This window comes from Mycoplasma sp. 394 (assembly GCF_054353895.1).
Genome location: NZ_JBTHHL010000003.1, coordinates 101,192 through 115,957 on the forward strand (window position 1 = coordinate 101,192; position 14,766 = coordinate 115,957).

The following is a 14,766-nucleotide window of genomic DNA, read 5'->3' on the forward strand; positions in this document are numbered from 1 at the left end:
TATGTTTTTTAAAAAGAAAAAAGACACAAATAATTCTGTTGTAACAGAAGATAAATTAGATGATACAAGCGGTTTTGAAACCATCGATATTGACGCACTTGTTTCTGAAGTAGGTGAAATTTATGAATCAAGCAATGGTGCTGATATCAAATTAGTTAATATTTCAAAAAAATATGAAGGAAACGAAAAATATACACTTGAAAATATTAACTTAGATATTAAAGCTGGAACATTCTGCATCTTTTTAGGACCTTCAGGATGTGGAAAAACAACTTTATTAAGGATGATTGCTGGATTAAATTCAATTACTAAAGGTGATTTATTATTTAATAACAAAAGATATAACAACCTTTTACCTAATGAACGTAATATCGCAATGGTGTTTCAATCTTATGCTTTATACCCACATATGAATGTTTACAACAACATTTCATTCGGATTAAAAATCGCTCGTGAACGTAAGGATGTCATCGATCGTCGTGTTAAAGATGTCGCAAAAATTTTACGTATTGATGACTACCTTTACCGTAAGCCCCGTGATTTATCAGGAGGACAACGCCAACGTGTAGCTATTGGTCGTGCAATTGCTCGTAAACCACTTGTATTCTTGATGGATGAACCTCTTTCTAACTTGGATGCTAAATTGCGCGAAAGTATGCGTCGCGAAATAGTTAACATTCATCGTATGTTAAATACCACAAGTATTTATGTTACTCATGACCAACTCGAAGCGATGACAATGGGTGATCAAATTGTTGTTTTTAACGATGGAAAAATCCAACAAAATGGAAAAGGTAAAGATTTATACTTTAAACCTGCTAATATTTTTGTTGCTAAATTTATCGGTTCACCTACAATGAATACTTTTGATGCTATATATAAAGATAATTTATTGGTATCTAATGATCAAAAAATTCAAATTAAACTTGATACAGAAACAGCTGCATTATTAAAAGAAAACCAAAAAGTAGTTGCCGGTTTTCGTAGTGAAGACCTAAAAATAAGTTATTCCAATGCTGAAAACCGTGTGTTAGGTAAAATTGCAAATATTGAATTAATCGGTAAAGATCAATTAGTCACAGTGCGGATTAATGAAGATATTGAATTTATTGTTAATGCTTCTAACTCTGAAGAATTTGAATTATATTCACATGTTTATGTTGAATTTATCGTATCTCGCATCCACTTATTTGATAGTCAAAGCGAAGAAAGAATTAACTAATGCATAAGTATTTTGATACTAAAAACAACTATTTAGAACGTAAAATTTATTTAGCAATTATTTCTGTGTTTTTAGCAATTGTAATAATTTTGCAAGCAACCTTATACACTCGCTTTTATGCACAAATTCAACTTGAATATAACTACATTTTAAACAGCGATACAGCAGCCGGATTTACCCCTGCACAAGTTTATGCTAACTCACCTTCATATCAGTTAAAAGAAGTCTTTTGAAGTTTAAATTCAATCAGTATTTTTCTTTCATTGGTTGCTTTATTAACCTTGATTTATATGCAAGTTATGTTATATAAAAATAAATCAAATTCCGATAAAACATTTATTTACTTATTTGCTTTGATACCTGCTATCTTTATAGCTTTGTTCTTTATAAATGCTTTACAACCAGATCAAACATTTAAAAATAATTACACACTTATTATAACTGATAATGCAAAATCATATACACCAATTCAAACAGGAGATTTACCTAGAATCAATTATACAACATCATGAATTGCTATGATTTTAGCATTTATATGTATTGTTTTAATAATAGTTGCTAAGAAAAGATACGGATTTGTTAAAAAAGATAAAATTTTAGCAGCCAAAGCTCATGATACACAAAAGTTAAAAGTTGAAATTAATGCTTTATTAAACAATTCAAAATAATATTTACCAAGGGTTTCCCTTGGTTTTTCTTAACCTGTCAAGTTTATACAAAAATTATTAATCCATTATGATATCATTTATTCCTATGAAATCTTTTAGTAAAACTTTTTACAAGTTATATTATTCATATTTGCTTAAAAAACAACCTTTTAAAACTGCTGCATCATGAGATAACAATCGCGTCGATTATGAATATCATACAGACTATAAAAATCTGTTTTTAACTGCTCCAAAGGCAAAGAAGTTAAAAAATTACAAAAATACCAACATAATTTATCAAGTTTTAATATATAACTTTGCTGATGGAAATAATGATGGAATCGGGGATTTTATCGGTTTAAAAGATAAAATTGAATATATTAGCAACCTCGGAGTCGATCAAATCTGATTAAGCCCAATCCATCCTGCGTCAAGTTATCACGGCTATTCTGTTATTGATTATTGCAATGTTGATTCACGATTGGGTGGCATGAATGCTTTTATTGATTTTTTAAACATAGCACATGAACACGGAATCAAAGTTTCTTTAGATATGGTATTCAATCATACTTCTTATGAACATCCTTGATTTCAAGCAGCACTTGCTAATGATGGATACAGTGACTTTTATCGTCTTGATATAAATTTATATGATTCAGATGTTAAAGTTGATAATGAGAAAATAAAAAGCAAATATCCCTTTACCACAGATATAAATGCAACTAATCGAACCTACTTAGCACGTTTTTCTTACGGGATGCCTGATTTAAATTTAGATAATTATAAAGTTATTGAACAACTGATTCATATTCAAAAATTTTGAACAGCTGTTGGTGTAGATGGATTTCGTTACGATGCTTTTGCAGAATATTATTCAAGTGAAATTGAAACTAAAAACAATTTTAATGAAGCAAAAATTTTTCACCTTCTAAGGGATGCATCAAAACAAATTACTGATGCAGAAAACAGAGAAGAAGTATTTATGATGGGTGAGTGAGTTAATTCAGATGCTGTCAAAGGGTTAATGTATTTAAAGGATGCAGATGGTAACATCGGGTTAGATACAATCTATGATGGTGGAAAATTTTTCAGACACAATCCAGATGTTAGAATTGAATATAATCAACTAAAAAATATGTTAATTGAATATCAAAATACATCGCAAAAAGCTAAATGAATCCCGTTTTTAGATAACCATGATGTGCGTAGATGACTTGAAGTATATCGCAGTCAAATCAGTAAGAAAAAATGATATAAATTTAACGATAATCTTACAACATCAGAAAAAGAAGCACTAAATATTGCATTATTTGTGCTTTTAGCATTACCTGCCACACCTATTATTTATGCAGCAGATGAACTTTATTATTATTCAACTAGATATTATGGTGATCCTACCTTAAGAGAACCAATGAAATGGGAAAATAATACTTATAACTGCTTTATTTATGATCCGAAAGTAAAAGAAAGTTTTGGAGATCATATAATGTTTACATCAGCACTTAATTTAGAAAGCGCTGATGTGCAAAGCAAACAAGGACAAGCATACAAACTAATTCAGTTTATGGCAAAACTAAGAAAACATTATCCATTTTTATCACTAACAGATGCTGATACGATAGCAAATCCTTATGATTTTGTTGATACAGTTGATTATAGTAGTGTTATAATCCGAAAAGACTTAGGACAACAAAAAGAATACTTATTATTTGCTTTTTGTAACTATCAACATAAAAAACTTGATTTATTAAAAATTTCTCGTAATTATAACTTTGAACAAATTTTGCTATATAAAGCAAAAAACGAATCATGAAGAATCTGAATCGAACAAGGTGGATATGTTATTTTCAAGTTAATTAGAAAATAATTTTATTTTGTTAAAATATATTTATGAAAAAGAATAGTCCAGTTAAGTATCAAAAAGACACAAATGAAAAAACAAACCTTAATCAAACCAAGACTAATAATTTGATTAAGTATTTAATTGATTTAATTTCGACTAAAAAAATTCCTATAAATATGATTATGCCTTCTGAACATCAACTTATGAATCGATTTAATTGTTCACGTTCTGTTGTGGTATCTGCTTATCAGAAACTTTTTTCTATTGGTGCAATTTACTCTATTTCAAAACGTGGCCACTTTGTAGCAGAAAATTTTCATAACCTAATTAAACCTATAAGTTATTTGATCGGGGTTGATAGAATTCTTGGCAGTGAAACTAAGGAAACCTTGCCGAATTGATTTAAAGATAAAAATATTATTTTTACCGAAGGACATCGTTCTTTTAAAATGAACTATCAAAAGGCAGGTGAGATTATTGCTGAAGGTGATATATATGTTTCTACTAAAAACATTGATGAATTCGAACCTATTGATACTAGAACACCAATTATCAACATTCTAATTGATCGACATAGTCTAAAAAATATTGTTTATGAATTAAAATATGAAAAAGTAAATAAATTTGGTGTTGATAACATGGTTGTTATTGCTTTTTGAGGTTATGACAGCGATAGCATTTGTATAGCGGGAAAATATTATATAAAACCCGAACATTTTAAATTCTATCATCAAGAATTTTCATTATATGTATAATTTTTAAAATAAAATTTATTTTTTTCTTGCTCTTAGTAATAAAAGAAATTTGATTTATTGAAAAAAAGTTAAAAACTAGCACATTTTTTATGCTGTTTTTAATTTTTTTATTATATTTTAGGTGCATAAAATTATCTCTTTGATATGTCAAGAAAATTATTAATTTATACCTAAAAAAGACAAAATAAATTTATAATATCGCATATGAATATTAAGAATAAAAACAAAAGGTTTTATGCAGATTTTGATGAAAAATATGCATATAAAAAACCTGATTTAGGAATTAAATTTTTAGACTCTCATATTCAACTAAAACTTTGACAGCCACTTGCTCAAAGAGTCGAAGTGATGCTCTATGATAGTAATTTAAAATTTGTTCAAAAATTTGATTCATTAAAAATAGACACAGTTTGAAAAACACAAATACCATTACATTTTGAAGGATATTTTTATCAATATAAAATTTGACAGCCAGATGGTAGCATTACAAATGCTTTAGACCCATATGCTATTTCATTAGCTGCATTTGATTGAGAAGGTAAAGAAGATAAAGTAGGTTATGGAGCATTGGTTAATATAAATTCAAAAAAAGCAGGTTCTGTTCCTAAAAAACTCGCTACCGAACTTAATAATAGCACCGATGCATTAATTTATGAGTTACATGTTCGTGACTTTACTAGTTTAAAAAGTCAAAAAGAGTTTAAAAGTAAACTAGGGACATTTAATGCTCTATTAGAAGCAGATTTATTCTCATATGTCAAAAAACTCGGTATCACACACGTGCAGTTTCTACCTATTCATAGCACATATGCATTAAATGAAAATAACCAAAACATTCTTAAAAAAGGACAAGGAAGTGGATGAACCACTAATTACAACTGAGGATATGATCCTCATAATTATTTTGCAATAAATGCTCAATACAGCAGTAATCCTAAAGATCCATATGCAAAAATCGCTGAATTTCGTAATTTAGTTTCAAATGCACATAAAAAAGGAGTTGGAGTTATTTTAGATGTTGTCTATAATCATATGATGACTAACAACATCTATGATAATGTTTTACCTGGTTATTATTATCGAGATAATGCTAAGGTTAAACCTGTTACATATCCACCCCTTGCTGATGAAAGATATATGGTAAAACGAATTATTTTAGATTCGCTAAAATATTTTGTCGAAGAATTCGGAGTTGATGGTTTTCGTTTCGACCTTTCTTGCTTTATGCATGCTGAAACATTTAATGAAATTGCTAAGGAACTGCGTAAAATAAATCCAAAACTTATCTTACACGGTGAAGCCTGAAGATGTGGTGATTTAAAACATGACATCAGCTACATCAAAGGAGTAACCGGAAATGACATTGCTTTTGGATACTTTAACGATTCGGTTCGTAATGCTATCAAAGGTGATGAACACTCAGAATATGCATCTGGCTTAATTTCAAAATTTGATATGGAACTATTTCGTCAATATGTAACAAGTATTGTAGGTGGTATTAAGGATTACAATTTTGGAAATATATATTATTCAAAAGACCCGTATGCTCTTTTTGCTAACGATATTTCAGTAAATTTAGCTTATGCAGCATGTCACGATGGTATGACTTTATGAGATAAAATTAACACTACAACTAAGGATTTAACATTAATTCAGCGTATTGAAATGTATCGACAAGCTTTAATGATGACAATATTTACTCAAGGAAAACAACTTGTTTTAGCCGGAACCGAACTTCTTCAAAGTAAACCCTGTGATATATCAGGAAGCGAAACTGATCGCTGTGTGGTATCAACCTATGATGATTTTAAGTATTATCCAGATAAGTCTGCATACCAGTCAAATTCATATAAAACAACTGACTACACCAACGGAATCAAATGAAAAAACCTAAAGAATCCAAAAGTTGAAAAATATGCTTTTGAGTTCTTTAAAAAATTAAATAAATACCGTAATAAAACTCCATTTTTTAGACTCCATAGTAATAGATTAATCAACCAATGTCTTAAATTTATTGATGTTGATACCTTAAAAAAAATCATAATTTTTAAAATAACTTATCAAAAACAAGTTATTCAGGTAATTCATAACTTCTCTGATGAAGAATATACCTATGACAAAGACTTAAAAGTTTTATTCAACTCAAAAATTGAGTATAAAAATGGTATTTTATCACCACACTCATCAGTATTATTAGAGGTAAGAAATGATAAAACTGCAAGATAAAATTATTTACCAAATTTTCCCTAGATCGTTTTATGATGCGAATAACGATGGAGATGGGGATTTACAAGGGATTATCACAAAACTTCCATATCTACATAAATTAGGAATAAATGCTATTTGATTATGTCCAACATATGACACTAACTTCGTCGATGCTGGTTACGATGTGCTTGATTATAAATCAGTATGAAAACAATTTGGTACCTTAGAAGACTTTAGATTAATGTCATCAAAAGCCGCAGAATATGGAATTGATATTATTATGGATATTGTGCTAAATCATGTCTCAAATGAACACCAGTGATTTAAAAAAGCCTGTGAATCGGTTGAAAACGTTGAACATAACTACTTTATTTGAAGAGAAAAACTTACCGATGAAGAGGCAAAAGCACAAAGTATTTTTGGTGGTTCTGCATGAGAATATGTTCCAAGTGTTCAAAAATACTACTTTCACTTATTTTCAAAAGAACAAGTTGATTTAAACTGAGCACACCCAAATACCATTGATGCAATGTCTGATGTTATAGATTTTTGATACAATTTAGGTGTTCGTGGTTTTCGACTTGATGCTATTAAACATGTAGCAAAAACCTTTGATAATGTTGCTGCTAACCCTTATTTTGCTTGATGTGATGGAGCAGTTGAATATCTTAAAAAATTCAATGAACAAGCATTTAAAAACAAACCAGATGCATACACATTAGGGGAAGCTTCAGGAATAACAGCAGATGAATTATTAGAATATGCAAAAGGTGATAATCAAGTTTCACAAAACTACTTCAATTTTGCTTGATGATGAATCGGTTGAGGTAGAAAAACAGGCAGAAATGGATACGATGCTAATTGAGACTATAAAGAGTTTGTTTATCAGCAACAACCTTTTCAACATAATAATAACATTACAACACAAATGTTTACCAATTTCCTATCTAACCACGATACATCACGTAGCATTTCTAGATGGGGAGATGAAGGTATTTTTCATAGCGAAGCAGCCAAATCTCATGCTCTAATGCTTTTTGCTTTAAAAGGTATTCCTTGCATTTATTATGGTGAAGAAATTGGTTTATTAAATACTCATTTTGATAACAGATCTCAATTCCGTGATTGCGATATTGAAAATGGATTCGCTGATTTAGTAGATAAAAATAAAATTTATAGCGAATCAGAGTTTATCAAATATCTAAATATCAATTCACGCGATGCAGGAAGATCGCTAATGCAATGAAACAAGCAAACTAATGCCGGATTTAATGCAGGTTCAAAACCTTGAATCAATTTTGGTAGAAACAGTGAACATATCAATGTTGAAACTGCATTAGCAGATGCAAATAGTATTTTTTACTTTTATCAAAACCTTATTTCAATGCGTAAAACAACATATAGAGATGTTTTTGTATTAGGTTCTTCACATCTTAAAATTACTTACAGCGGACTTATTAAAATCGTTCGCGAGTATCAAGACACAAAATTAATTGCATATTTAAATGTTACAAACAAAGAAATTTTTGAACAAATCGATACAGGACAACAAATTTTATCAACATATAGTGATAATAAACCAATAACAAACACATTTCGTCCTTACGAATCTGTATTAATCAAAGTTAATTAAGGAAAACATGGATTTTTTAAAATACGATTTAGAGAAAAAACGGATTAGTCAAATTAAATTCAACCGTTCAGTAACTGCAAAAACTGAAAGCATCTTTGCATTAGGTAACGGATATATGGGAATACGGAGCGCAGACGAAGAAAGAGCATCATATAACAAAGAAGACTTTTTTGTTAACGGGATGTTTAATAAAGATACCAAAGACGATTCGCCTGAGTTAGTAAATTTAGCAGATTTAATGACTACTCCTATTATCATTAACGGTATAACTTTTGATGTTAAAAACCGTGACGAGTATAATAAAACACTTTACATTCGAGAAGGTTTTTTAAAACGTAAGATCTTATTAGAACGTGATCACGGAAAATACTGTTTTATTTTTGAACGTTTTGTTTCTAGAAATGATCCGAATGTTTATGCACAAAAAATTAAGATTAAAGTTTTAGAAACAACTGATAATAAAGATATAGAAATTATTATCAAACCTGCTATTAATGCACAAGTCACCAACTCTGGAACTCAACATTTTGGGGAAGGTGCAAAAACCCGAATCACTACTGAATCACTGCAAATGGAGCAGTGTACTACACTTTCTAAGCGTTGAGCAGTTCATAACCTTATCACCAAACTTTATTTAAATGGTGAGTTTATTAGGGGTGGAAATGACGACTATGTTATCGAAATGAAGCGTCGCTATGTAGGTTTTAAAATCAAATTAAATGCTAAAGCAGGCGATGTAATTGAACTAGAAAAATTAATGTCGGTTCATACATCAGTTGATAGCAAAAATTCATTATTACCGAAAAAAGTTGTTCGTGAAAATGCAAATACAAAACATCAGCAACTACTTAATAAATCATATGAAGAACTTAAAAATGAATCAATTGAAAAAATGCATTCTCAAGTTTGAAAAGAGTTCTTTGTCAAAATCGAAGGCGATGAAGAAAGCAAATACGATTCACTCGCTCTTGATTTTGCAATCTTTCATCTAAACGGGTTTGTACCTAGACATTCAACAAACTTAAATGTGGGTGCTAAAGGACTTTCAGGTGAAGGTTATCAAGGACATACATATTGAGATACCGAGTTCTTTATTAATCCAATTTATTTATTCAATCGAGCTAAAGTTGCTCGAAACTTACTAACATATAGATATAAAGGCATTGAAGGGGCTCGTGCAAAAGCAAGAGAAATCAAAGAAAGACCTCAAGAAAGTAATTTAAAAGGGGCACAGTTCCCTTGAGAAATGGCATGACCAACTGATGGCGAGGTATGTCCATATTGAGGTCAAGCTGATGTGATGACCGGTAAACAAATTCCCATCGCTTCACGTCGTCAAGAAATTCATGTTTCAGCTGATGTTGCTTTTGCAGTAAATCAATATTATAAAATTACTGGTGATGAAAAATTCATGGAACAAATGGGATATGAAATGATTATCGATACAGCTATTTTCTATGCATCACGTGCTGAAAAACAAAGTGATGGAAGTTATCATATTCTAGATGTAATGGGTCCAAATGAATATAAAGGAAATATTGATAATAGTGCTTATATCAATATGTTAGCCAAGTTCAATATTGATTTAGCTTTAAAATATATAAATTTATTAAAAAAGAAAAAACCTTATTGATGAGCTATTATTAAATCAAAAATTCCTTACCCAATTAATGTAACAAAACTTAAAGAAGTTTCAGAAAAACTCAAGCAACAAAAACCAAATGAGAATTTAGTTATCGCTGAAAATGACCAGTTTTTACAACTACATCGTGGTAATGTTCTACCATTTCAGATGTTAGGTGATGCAGGCAAAAAACTATTTAACACCCAAGAAGGAAATGCGTTACTTTCTTGTCAACTTGTTAAACAAGCCGATGTTATTTTGCTGTTAAACATCCTACCACATTTATATTCTAAAGAAATAAGAAAAGCGAATTTTGATTTTTATGAACCTGTTACAACACACGATTCATCGCTGTCTCCTGTTACATATACCATCGAAGCAGTAAGATTGAAAATGATTGAAAAAGCCTACCAGTTATTTAAATATGGAATCAATGTGGACTTAGGTCCTGCAATGCATACATCCGATGCAGGAATTCATGCTGGTTCATTAGCTGCAATTTATCATATGATTGTTTTTGGTTTTGGAGGTTTAAATTGACATAATGATGCATTGCATCTAGAACCACTACTTCCAAAAAATTGAAGTAAACTTACATATCGTTTTAAATACCAAAATGCTGCATTTGAAGTTGTTTTAAATCAACAAAACTTTAGCATTAGAACAATTTTAGATACTAAATTTAACGGTTATATCTGAATCAATGGACAAAAAAGAAATATAAATAAAAATCCACAAACTTTCGAGGTTATCCATGATTAAAGGAATAATTTTTGATCTAGATGGGGTGATTACTGATACAGCAATTTTACACTATCAATCTTGAGCAAAAGTTGTTAAACAATTTGATATCGATTATACTTTTGCAGATAATGAACTTTTGCGTGGCTTACCACGCATCGAAACCTTAAAAGCTATTTTAAAACTTAAAAAACCAAGCTTGCAGCTAAATAATTCAAAATTACTAGAAGTAAGTGAACAAAAAAATTTGTTCTATAAAGAACTTTTGCAAACACAAATTAATGAAAAATCCATTTTACCAGGGATAACAAAATTTTTATCCGATGCAAAAAATAAAAATTTAAAACTTGCTATTGCATCAAGTAGTTATAATGCCCCTACTATCTTGGAAAAATTAGGTATTATCAACCTTTTTGATTACATTGTTTATCCGGGAGATATCAAGAACGGTAAACCTGCACCAGATATCTTTATTAAGGCTGCAGTAGGTTTATCCTTAGATGTAAGTGAATGCTTCGGAATCGAAGATGCAGTTGCTGGAATTCAAGGGATTAAAGATGCAAAGATGAAAGCTGTTGCAATCGCAGCAAATGCAGAAGAATTTAAAAATGCAGATATTGTTTTAACATCTACATCGCAATTAAATTTAGATACTATTTTAGCAAAATTCAACTAACAGACATATGTCTGTTTTTATTTGCTTATAGGCAAATAAATTATTTTCTTTTCTTATACTTTTGTTTTTCACCTAAAATATGACATCTGCGACAGCGTGCTTCATATTCGCTATCACCTAATACATTTAACTCGTTATTCACATCCTTACGAAATGAAAAGGCCGCATCAGATTTACATTGTAAACATACCGCTTTTAACTTACATATATCATCTGCGATCGCAAGTAAACCAGGCATAACTCCGAACGGACGTCTTAAAAAATCCATATCCAATCCACTTACAATTACTCTAACTCCACTTAATACTAATTTATCGATAACTTCAAAAATTCCATCATCTAAAAAATTAGTTTCATCGATTGCAACAGCTCGATATTCAGGATTTCAGTGATCAATAATATCTTTTGATTGCTTAATAACAATTGCTTTAGTTTTTGCTCCTGTGCGACTTACAATTTTATTTTTATCAAATCTAGTATCAAAATGTGGTTTAAATACCATTGTTTTTACTTCTGCTATTTCTAGAATTTTAAGTCTTTTAAGTAATTCTTCAGTTTTACCTGAAAACATTGGTCCAGTAATTACTTCTAAGGTTCCTTCTGGTCTTTTTAAGTTCATTCTTCCTTTCAAGTGTGTTATATCATTATAAAACTTTTATAAAATTCCTAAATATCTTTTATCAAATTTTGATAAAATTTTCAAGAAAGGAAAAAAGATGAAACATAAAAAGAAAATTTGAGCATTTTCTGCCGCTACTTTATCGTTAGTTCCAGTTGCCGCTGCTGTTTCTTGTGGTTCAGGTGAAAAAACAAAAGCAACCGAATCTAGCAAAAAAAATAATTTGATAAATGCAATTTTAACAGAAACTAAAAAAACTTATAACTTTATAGAAAGCAAAGAAACTGAAGCAAAAACTGAGATGCAAAATAAGTTAAAAGATGTAGCAGATGATGTTGTTGCAGATACATTAGCATTTTACCAAGAAACTATTCATTTAGACAAAAATACTCCAGACTATACAGCAAAATATGCTGCAGCAGATGCAAAATATCCAAAAAGTAATGCTACTTTATTAGAGCAATTACAAAACATTGCTAAGGGAAAAGGAACTGCAAAAAGTTCAGAACCACAAAATTAATAGAAGTAGCGATGAAAATATTAATTCAGTAGATTATCTAAATTAAGATGATTTAGATAATTTTTAATTATGAAACTTTTTCAAAAACTTTTTTATCTATCAGTAAGATAAAAAAAGTAAAATGAATAATTTTTATAATTAATTTTAATCAACTTTTTTAATTAATTGCTAGTTTTGCATTTGTTTTTTTGCTATACTTAAAAACTACAGGAGGAAAAATGGTAATAGGAATTAGTGGGATGATAAGTAGTGGAAAAAGCACATTATCCAAAAAATTAAATGAACATTATAAAACATCTGTTATTTTAGATGAATTTGATAAAGATGATATAGTTTTCAATACCTTTTTAAAATGATTGTATGAAAAGAAACCTAACTTAACAATGGCTTTACAAACTTATGTTGTGGAAAATCATACAACTAAACTACAAGAGTTATTTACAGAATTTGCTGCAAAACATAACGATTTAAAAAATAATCACTTAATCTTAGATCGCTTTAGCATTGAACATTATATTTTTGCACATGTAAATTTGAAAGTTAAAGGAAGAAATTATTTAAAAGGTTATGATGCTTTATTTGAACATATGATTACAGATGAAGAAATTCCAGATTTAGCAATTTATTTAGATATGAGTTATGAAACCTTTGAAAAGCGTTTATTTGAACGGGGTCGTGAAGTTGAAATAAATAATTATGAGCTGAACAAAGACTACTTTAAAAACCTTTATAGGGTGTATAAGGACTTGTTTATCAAGCAAGCTGATAAATATCATCTAAATTATGTTATTGTTGATACCAACAACCTTACAGAAGCAGAAGTTTTAGCAAAAGCAATTGAAATCATTGATAATTTTGATTTATCAAAAGCAAAAGAGCGAGTATGAAAATAGCAATTAGTGGAATGATTGGATGTGGTAAATCAACACTCAGCAAACAACTTGCTAATCATTATCAAAATTCAATGTTATTAGAAGAACTAGATTCCAATGATGATGTTTTTAATACTTTTTTAGAATGAATTTATCAAAAATATCCTAATATCGATATTGCATTTCAATCATACATCATTGAATCTATTTCGGAAAGATTTAAGAATGCTGAAGCAGAATTTTTAAAAAATCATAATCATAAATGACACCATATCTTCTTAGATCGCTTTAATGTTGAACATCATATCTTTGCAACAGTTACACTTGAGCAAAAACCAACAAAGTATCTAAATGCATTTAATGCTTTGTTCGATTATATTATAGATTTAAAAGATAACCCTGATTTAGCAATTTTTTTAGATGCTGATTTTGATGTAATTAAAAATCGCATCCTAAAAAGAGGTAGAGATGTTGAAATTAAAAACTTTGATTTGAATATAGATTATTTTAAAAGATTACATCAGTTATATCGTCCTTTGTTTGAACAATTGGTGCAAAAATATAATATTCCTTATAGAATAATTAATACAAATGATTTAGATGACCATCAAGTGTTAAAAGAAGCAACAAAAATTATAGATCGATTTGTTGATGAAAAATAGATATTATTTGATATCTATTTTTGTCTATTTAAAAATTGATATTTTTAAATATAATTATAAAAAGAAAGGATAGAAATGGACAAAAAAGTACCTAGTTTGAGGTTTAATGGATTTGAAGATGAGTGAGAACAAGATGCTTTTGGAAAAATTTTATTTCGTGTAGATGAGAGAGGTTTTGCTTATCTACCACTTTTAACCGCATCAATTAATTACGGGATGATACTAAAAGATTCCAAAAAGAAAGTTAAATCACTTGAGAGTTTTAAAAGGGTTCTACCAAACGACTTTGTTTTGCATCTTTCGTCTTTTAATAGTGGTTTAGCCTTTTCTAAATTTGAAGGACTTACATCGCCCATTTACAATGTTCTAAGATTTAGAAATCTAGATAAACATCATCCAAATTTTTGAATGTATGTCTTCAAAAGTAGTGAGTTCATAAATTCTCTTGTTCCTTTAACTTACGGATTAAGACAAGGAAAAAATATTAATTTAAATGAGTTAGAAAAGAATTTGTTAAAAACTACATCAAAGCATGAACAACAAAAAATCTCTCATCTTTTCAATTCCTTAGACTCCTACCTTTCACTTCATAAGCGAAAATATGACTTTTTAAAGAACATTAAGTCAACTTTACTATCTAAAATGTTTCCTGATCAAAACTCAAAATTTCCTAATATTCGTTTCTCTGGATTTACTCACGCTTGAGAACAAGAGCTTTTGGGAGATATGATGTATAAATATTCA

13 protein-coding genes are annotated in these 14,766 nt (G+C 29.4%); 12 read left to right on the plus strand and 1 reads right to left on the minus strand.

Going from position 1 to position 14,766, the window contains the following annotated elements; translation table 4 throughout:
• Position 1 precedes the first annotated feature (1 nt).
• The 8 genes from ACXYRQ_RS01715 (at position 2) to pgmB (ending at position 11,349) form a co-directional block, all read left to right on the plus strand.
• Positions 2–1,222, plus strand: coding sequence for an ABC transporter ATP-binding protein (locus ACXYRQ_RS01715; RefSeq protein ID WP_458614629.1), 1,221 nt, complete (start codon positions 2–4; stop codon positions 1,220–1,222).
• Positions 1,222–1,890 (plus strand): hypothetical protein, encoded by a 669-nt coding sequence (locus ACXYRQ_RS01720; RefSeq protein ID WP_458614630.1) that lies wholly within the window; start codon positions 1,222–1,224, stop codon positions 1,888–1,890. The genes ACXYRQ_RS01715 and ACXYRQ_RS01720 overlap by 1 nt, the downstream gene beginning before the upstream one ends.
• An 85-nt stretch (positions 1,891–1,975) precedes the next feature.
• A complete protein-coding gene (locus ACXYRQ_RS01725) occupies positions 1,976–3,736 on the plus strand; it encodes an alpha-amylase family glycosyl hydrolase (protein WP_458614631.1) in 1,761 nt (586 codons plus the stop codon).
• A 23-nt stretch (positions 3,737–3,759) separates the two neighbouring features.
• Positions 3,760–4,467, plus strand: coding sequence for a GntR family transcriptional regulator (locus ACXYRQ_RS01730; RefSeq protein WP_435128852.1), 708 nt, complete (start codon positions 3,760–3,762; stop codon positions 4,465–4,467).
• 204 nt (positions 4,468–4,671) lie between these two features.
• The gene (locus tag ACXYRQ_RS01735; RefSeq protein WP_458614633.1) at positions 4,672–6,693 is read left to right on the plus strand and encodes an alpha-amylase family glycosyl hydrolase; all 2,022 of its coding nucleotides are present in this window, start codon (positions 4,672–4,674) and stop codon (positions 6,691–6,693) included.
• Complete coding sequence (locus tag ACXYRQ_RS01740; protein ID WP_458614635.1) at positions 6,674–8,308, plus strand: alpha-amylase family glycosyl hydrolase; 1,635 nt, start codon at positions 6,674–6,676, stop codon at positions 8,306–8,308. Before ACXYRQ_RS01735 ends, ACXYRQ_RS01740 begins: the two co-directional genes overlap by 20 nt.
• Before the next feature lie 7 nt (positions 8,309–8,315).
• Positions 8,316–10,694: a glycosyl hydrolase family 65 protein gene (locus ACXYRQ_RS01745; protein WP_458614046.1), complete on the plus strand. Its 2,379-nt coding sequence runs from the start codon at positions 8,316–8,318 to the stop codon at positions 10,692–10,694.
• Complete coding sequence (gene pgmB / locus ACXYRQ_RS01750; protein WP_458614636.1) at positions 10,687–11,349, plus strand: beta-phosphoglucomutase; 663 nt, start codon at positions 10,687–10,689, stop codon at positions 11,347–11,349. Before ACXYRQ_RS01745 ends, pgmB begins: the two co-directional genes overlap by 8 nt.
• Before the next feature lie 40 nt (positions 11,350–11,389).
• Here the strand turns inward: pgmB and ACXYRQ_RS01755 are convergent, their stop codons facing one another.
• On the minus strand, positions 11,390–11,968 hold the full coding sequence (locus ACXYRQ_RS01755; RefSeq protein ID WP_458597615.1) for a thymidine kinase: 579 nt from the start codon (positions 11,966–11,968) through the stop codon (positions 11,390–11,392).
• A gap of 97 nt (positions 11,969–12,065) precedes the next feature.
• Between ACXYRQ_RS01755 and ACXYRQ_RS01760 the strand changes: the two genes are divergently transcribed.
• From ACXYRQ_RS01760 to ACXYRQ_RS01775, 4 genes are all read left to right on the plus strand, one after another.
• Positions 12,066–12,488 carry a hypothetical protein gene (locus tag ACXYRQ_RS01760; RefSeq protein ID WP_458614638.1) on the plus strand — a complete coding sequence of 141 codons (423 nt, stop codon included), beginning with the start codon at positions 12,066–12,068 and terminating at the stop codon, positions 12,486–12,488.
• 218 nt (positions 12,489–12,706) lie between these two features.
• Complete coding sequence (locus ACXYRQ_RS01765; RefSeq protein ID WP_458614639.1) at positions 12,707–13,381, plus strand: deoxynucleoside kinase; 675 nt, start codon at positions 12,707–12,709, stop codon at positions 13,379–13,381.
• Positions 13,372–14,022: a deoxynucleoside kinase gene (locus ACXYRQ_RS01770; RefSeq protein ID WP_458614640.1), complete on the plus strand. Its 651-nt coding sequence runs from the start codon at positions 13,372–13,374 to the stop codon at positions 14,020–14,022. Before ACXYRQ_RS01765 ends, ACXYRQ_RS01770 begins: the two co-directional genes overlap by 10 nt.
• A 75-nt stretch (positions 14,023–14,097) precedes the next feature.
• A partial coding sequence (locus ACXYRQ_RS01775) for a restriction endonuclease subunit S domain-containing protein (RefSeq protein ID WP_458614641.1) occupies positions 14,098–14,766 on the plus strand: 669 nt, incomplete at its 3' end.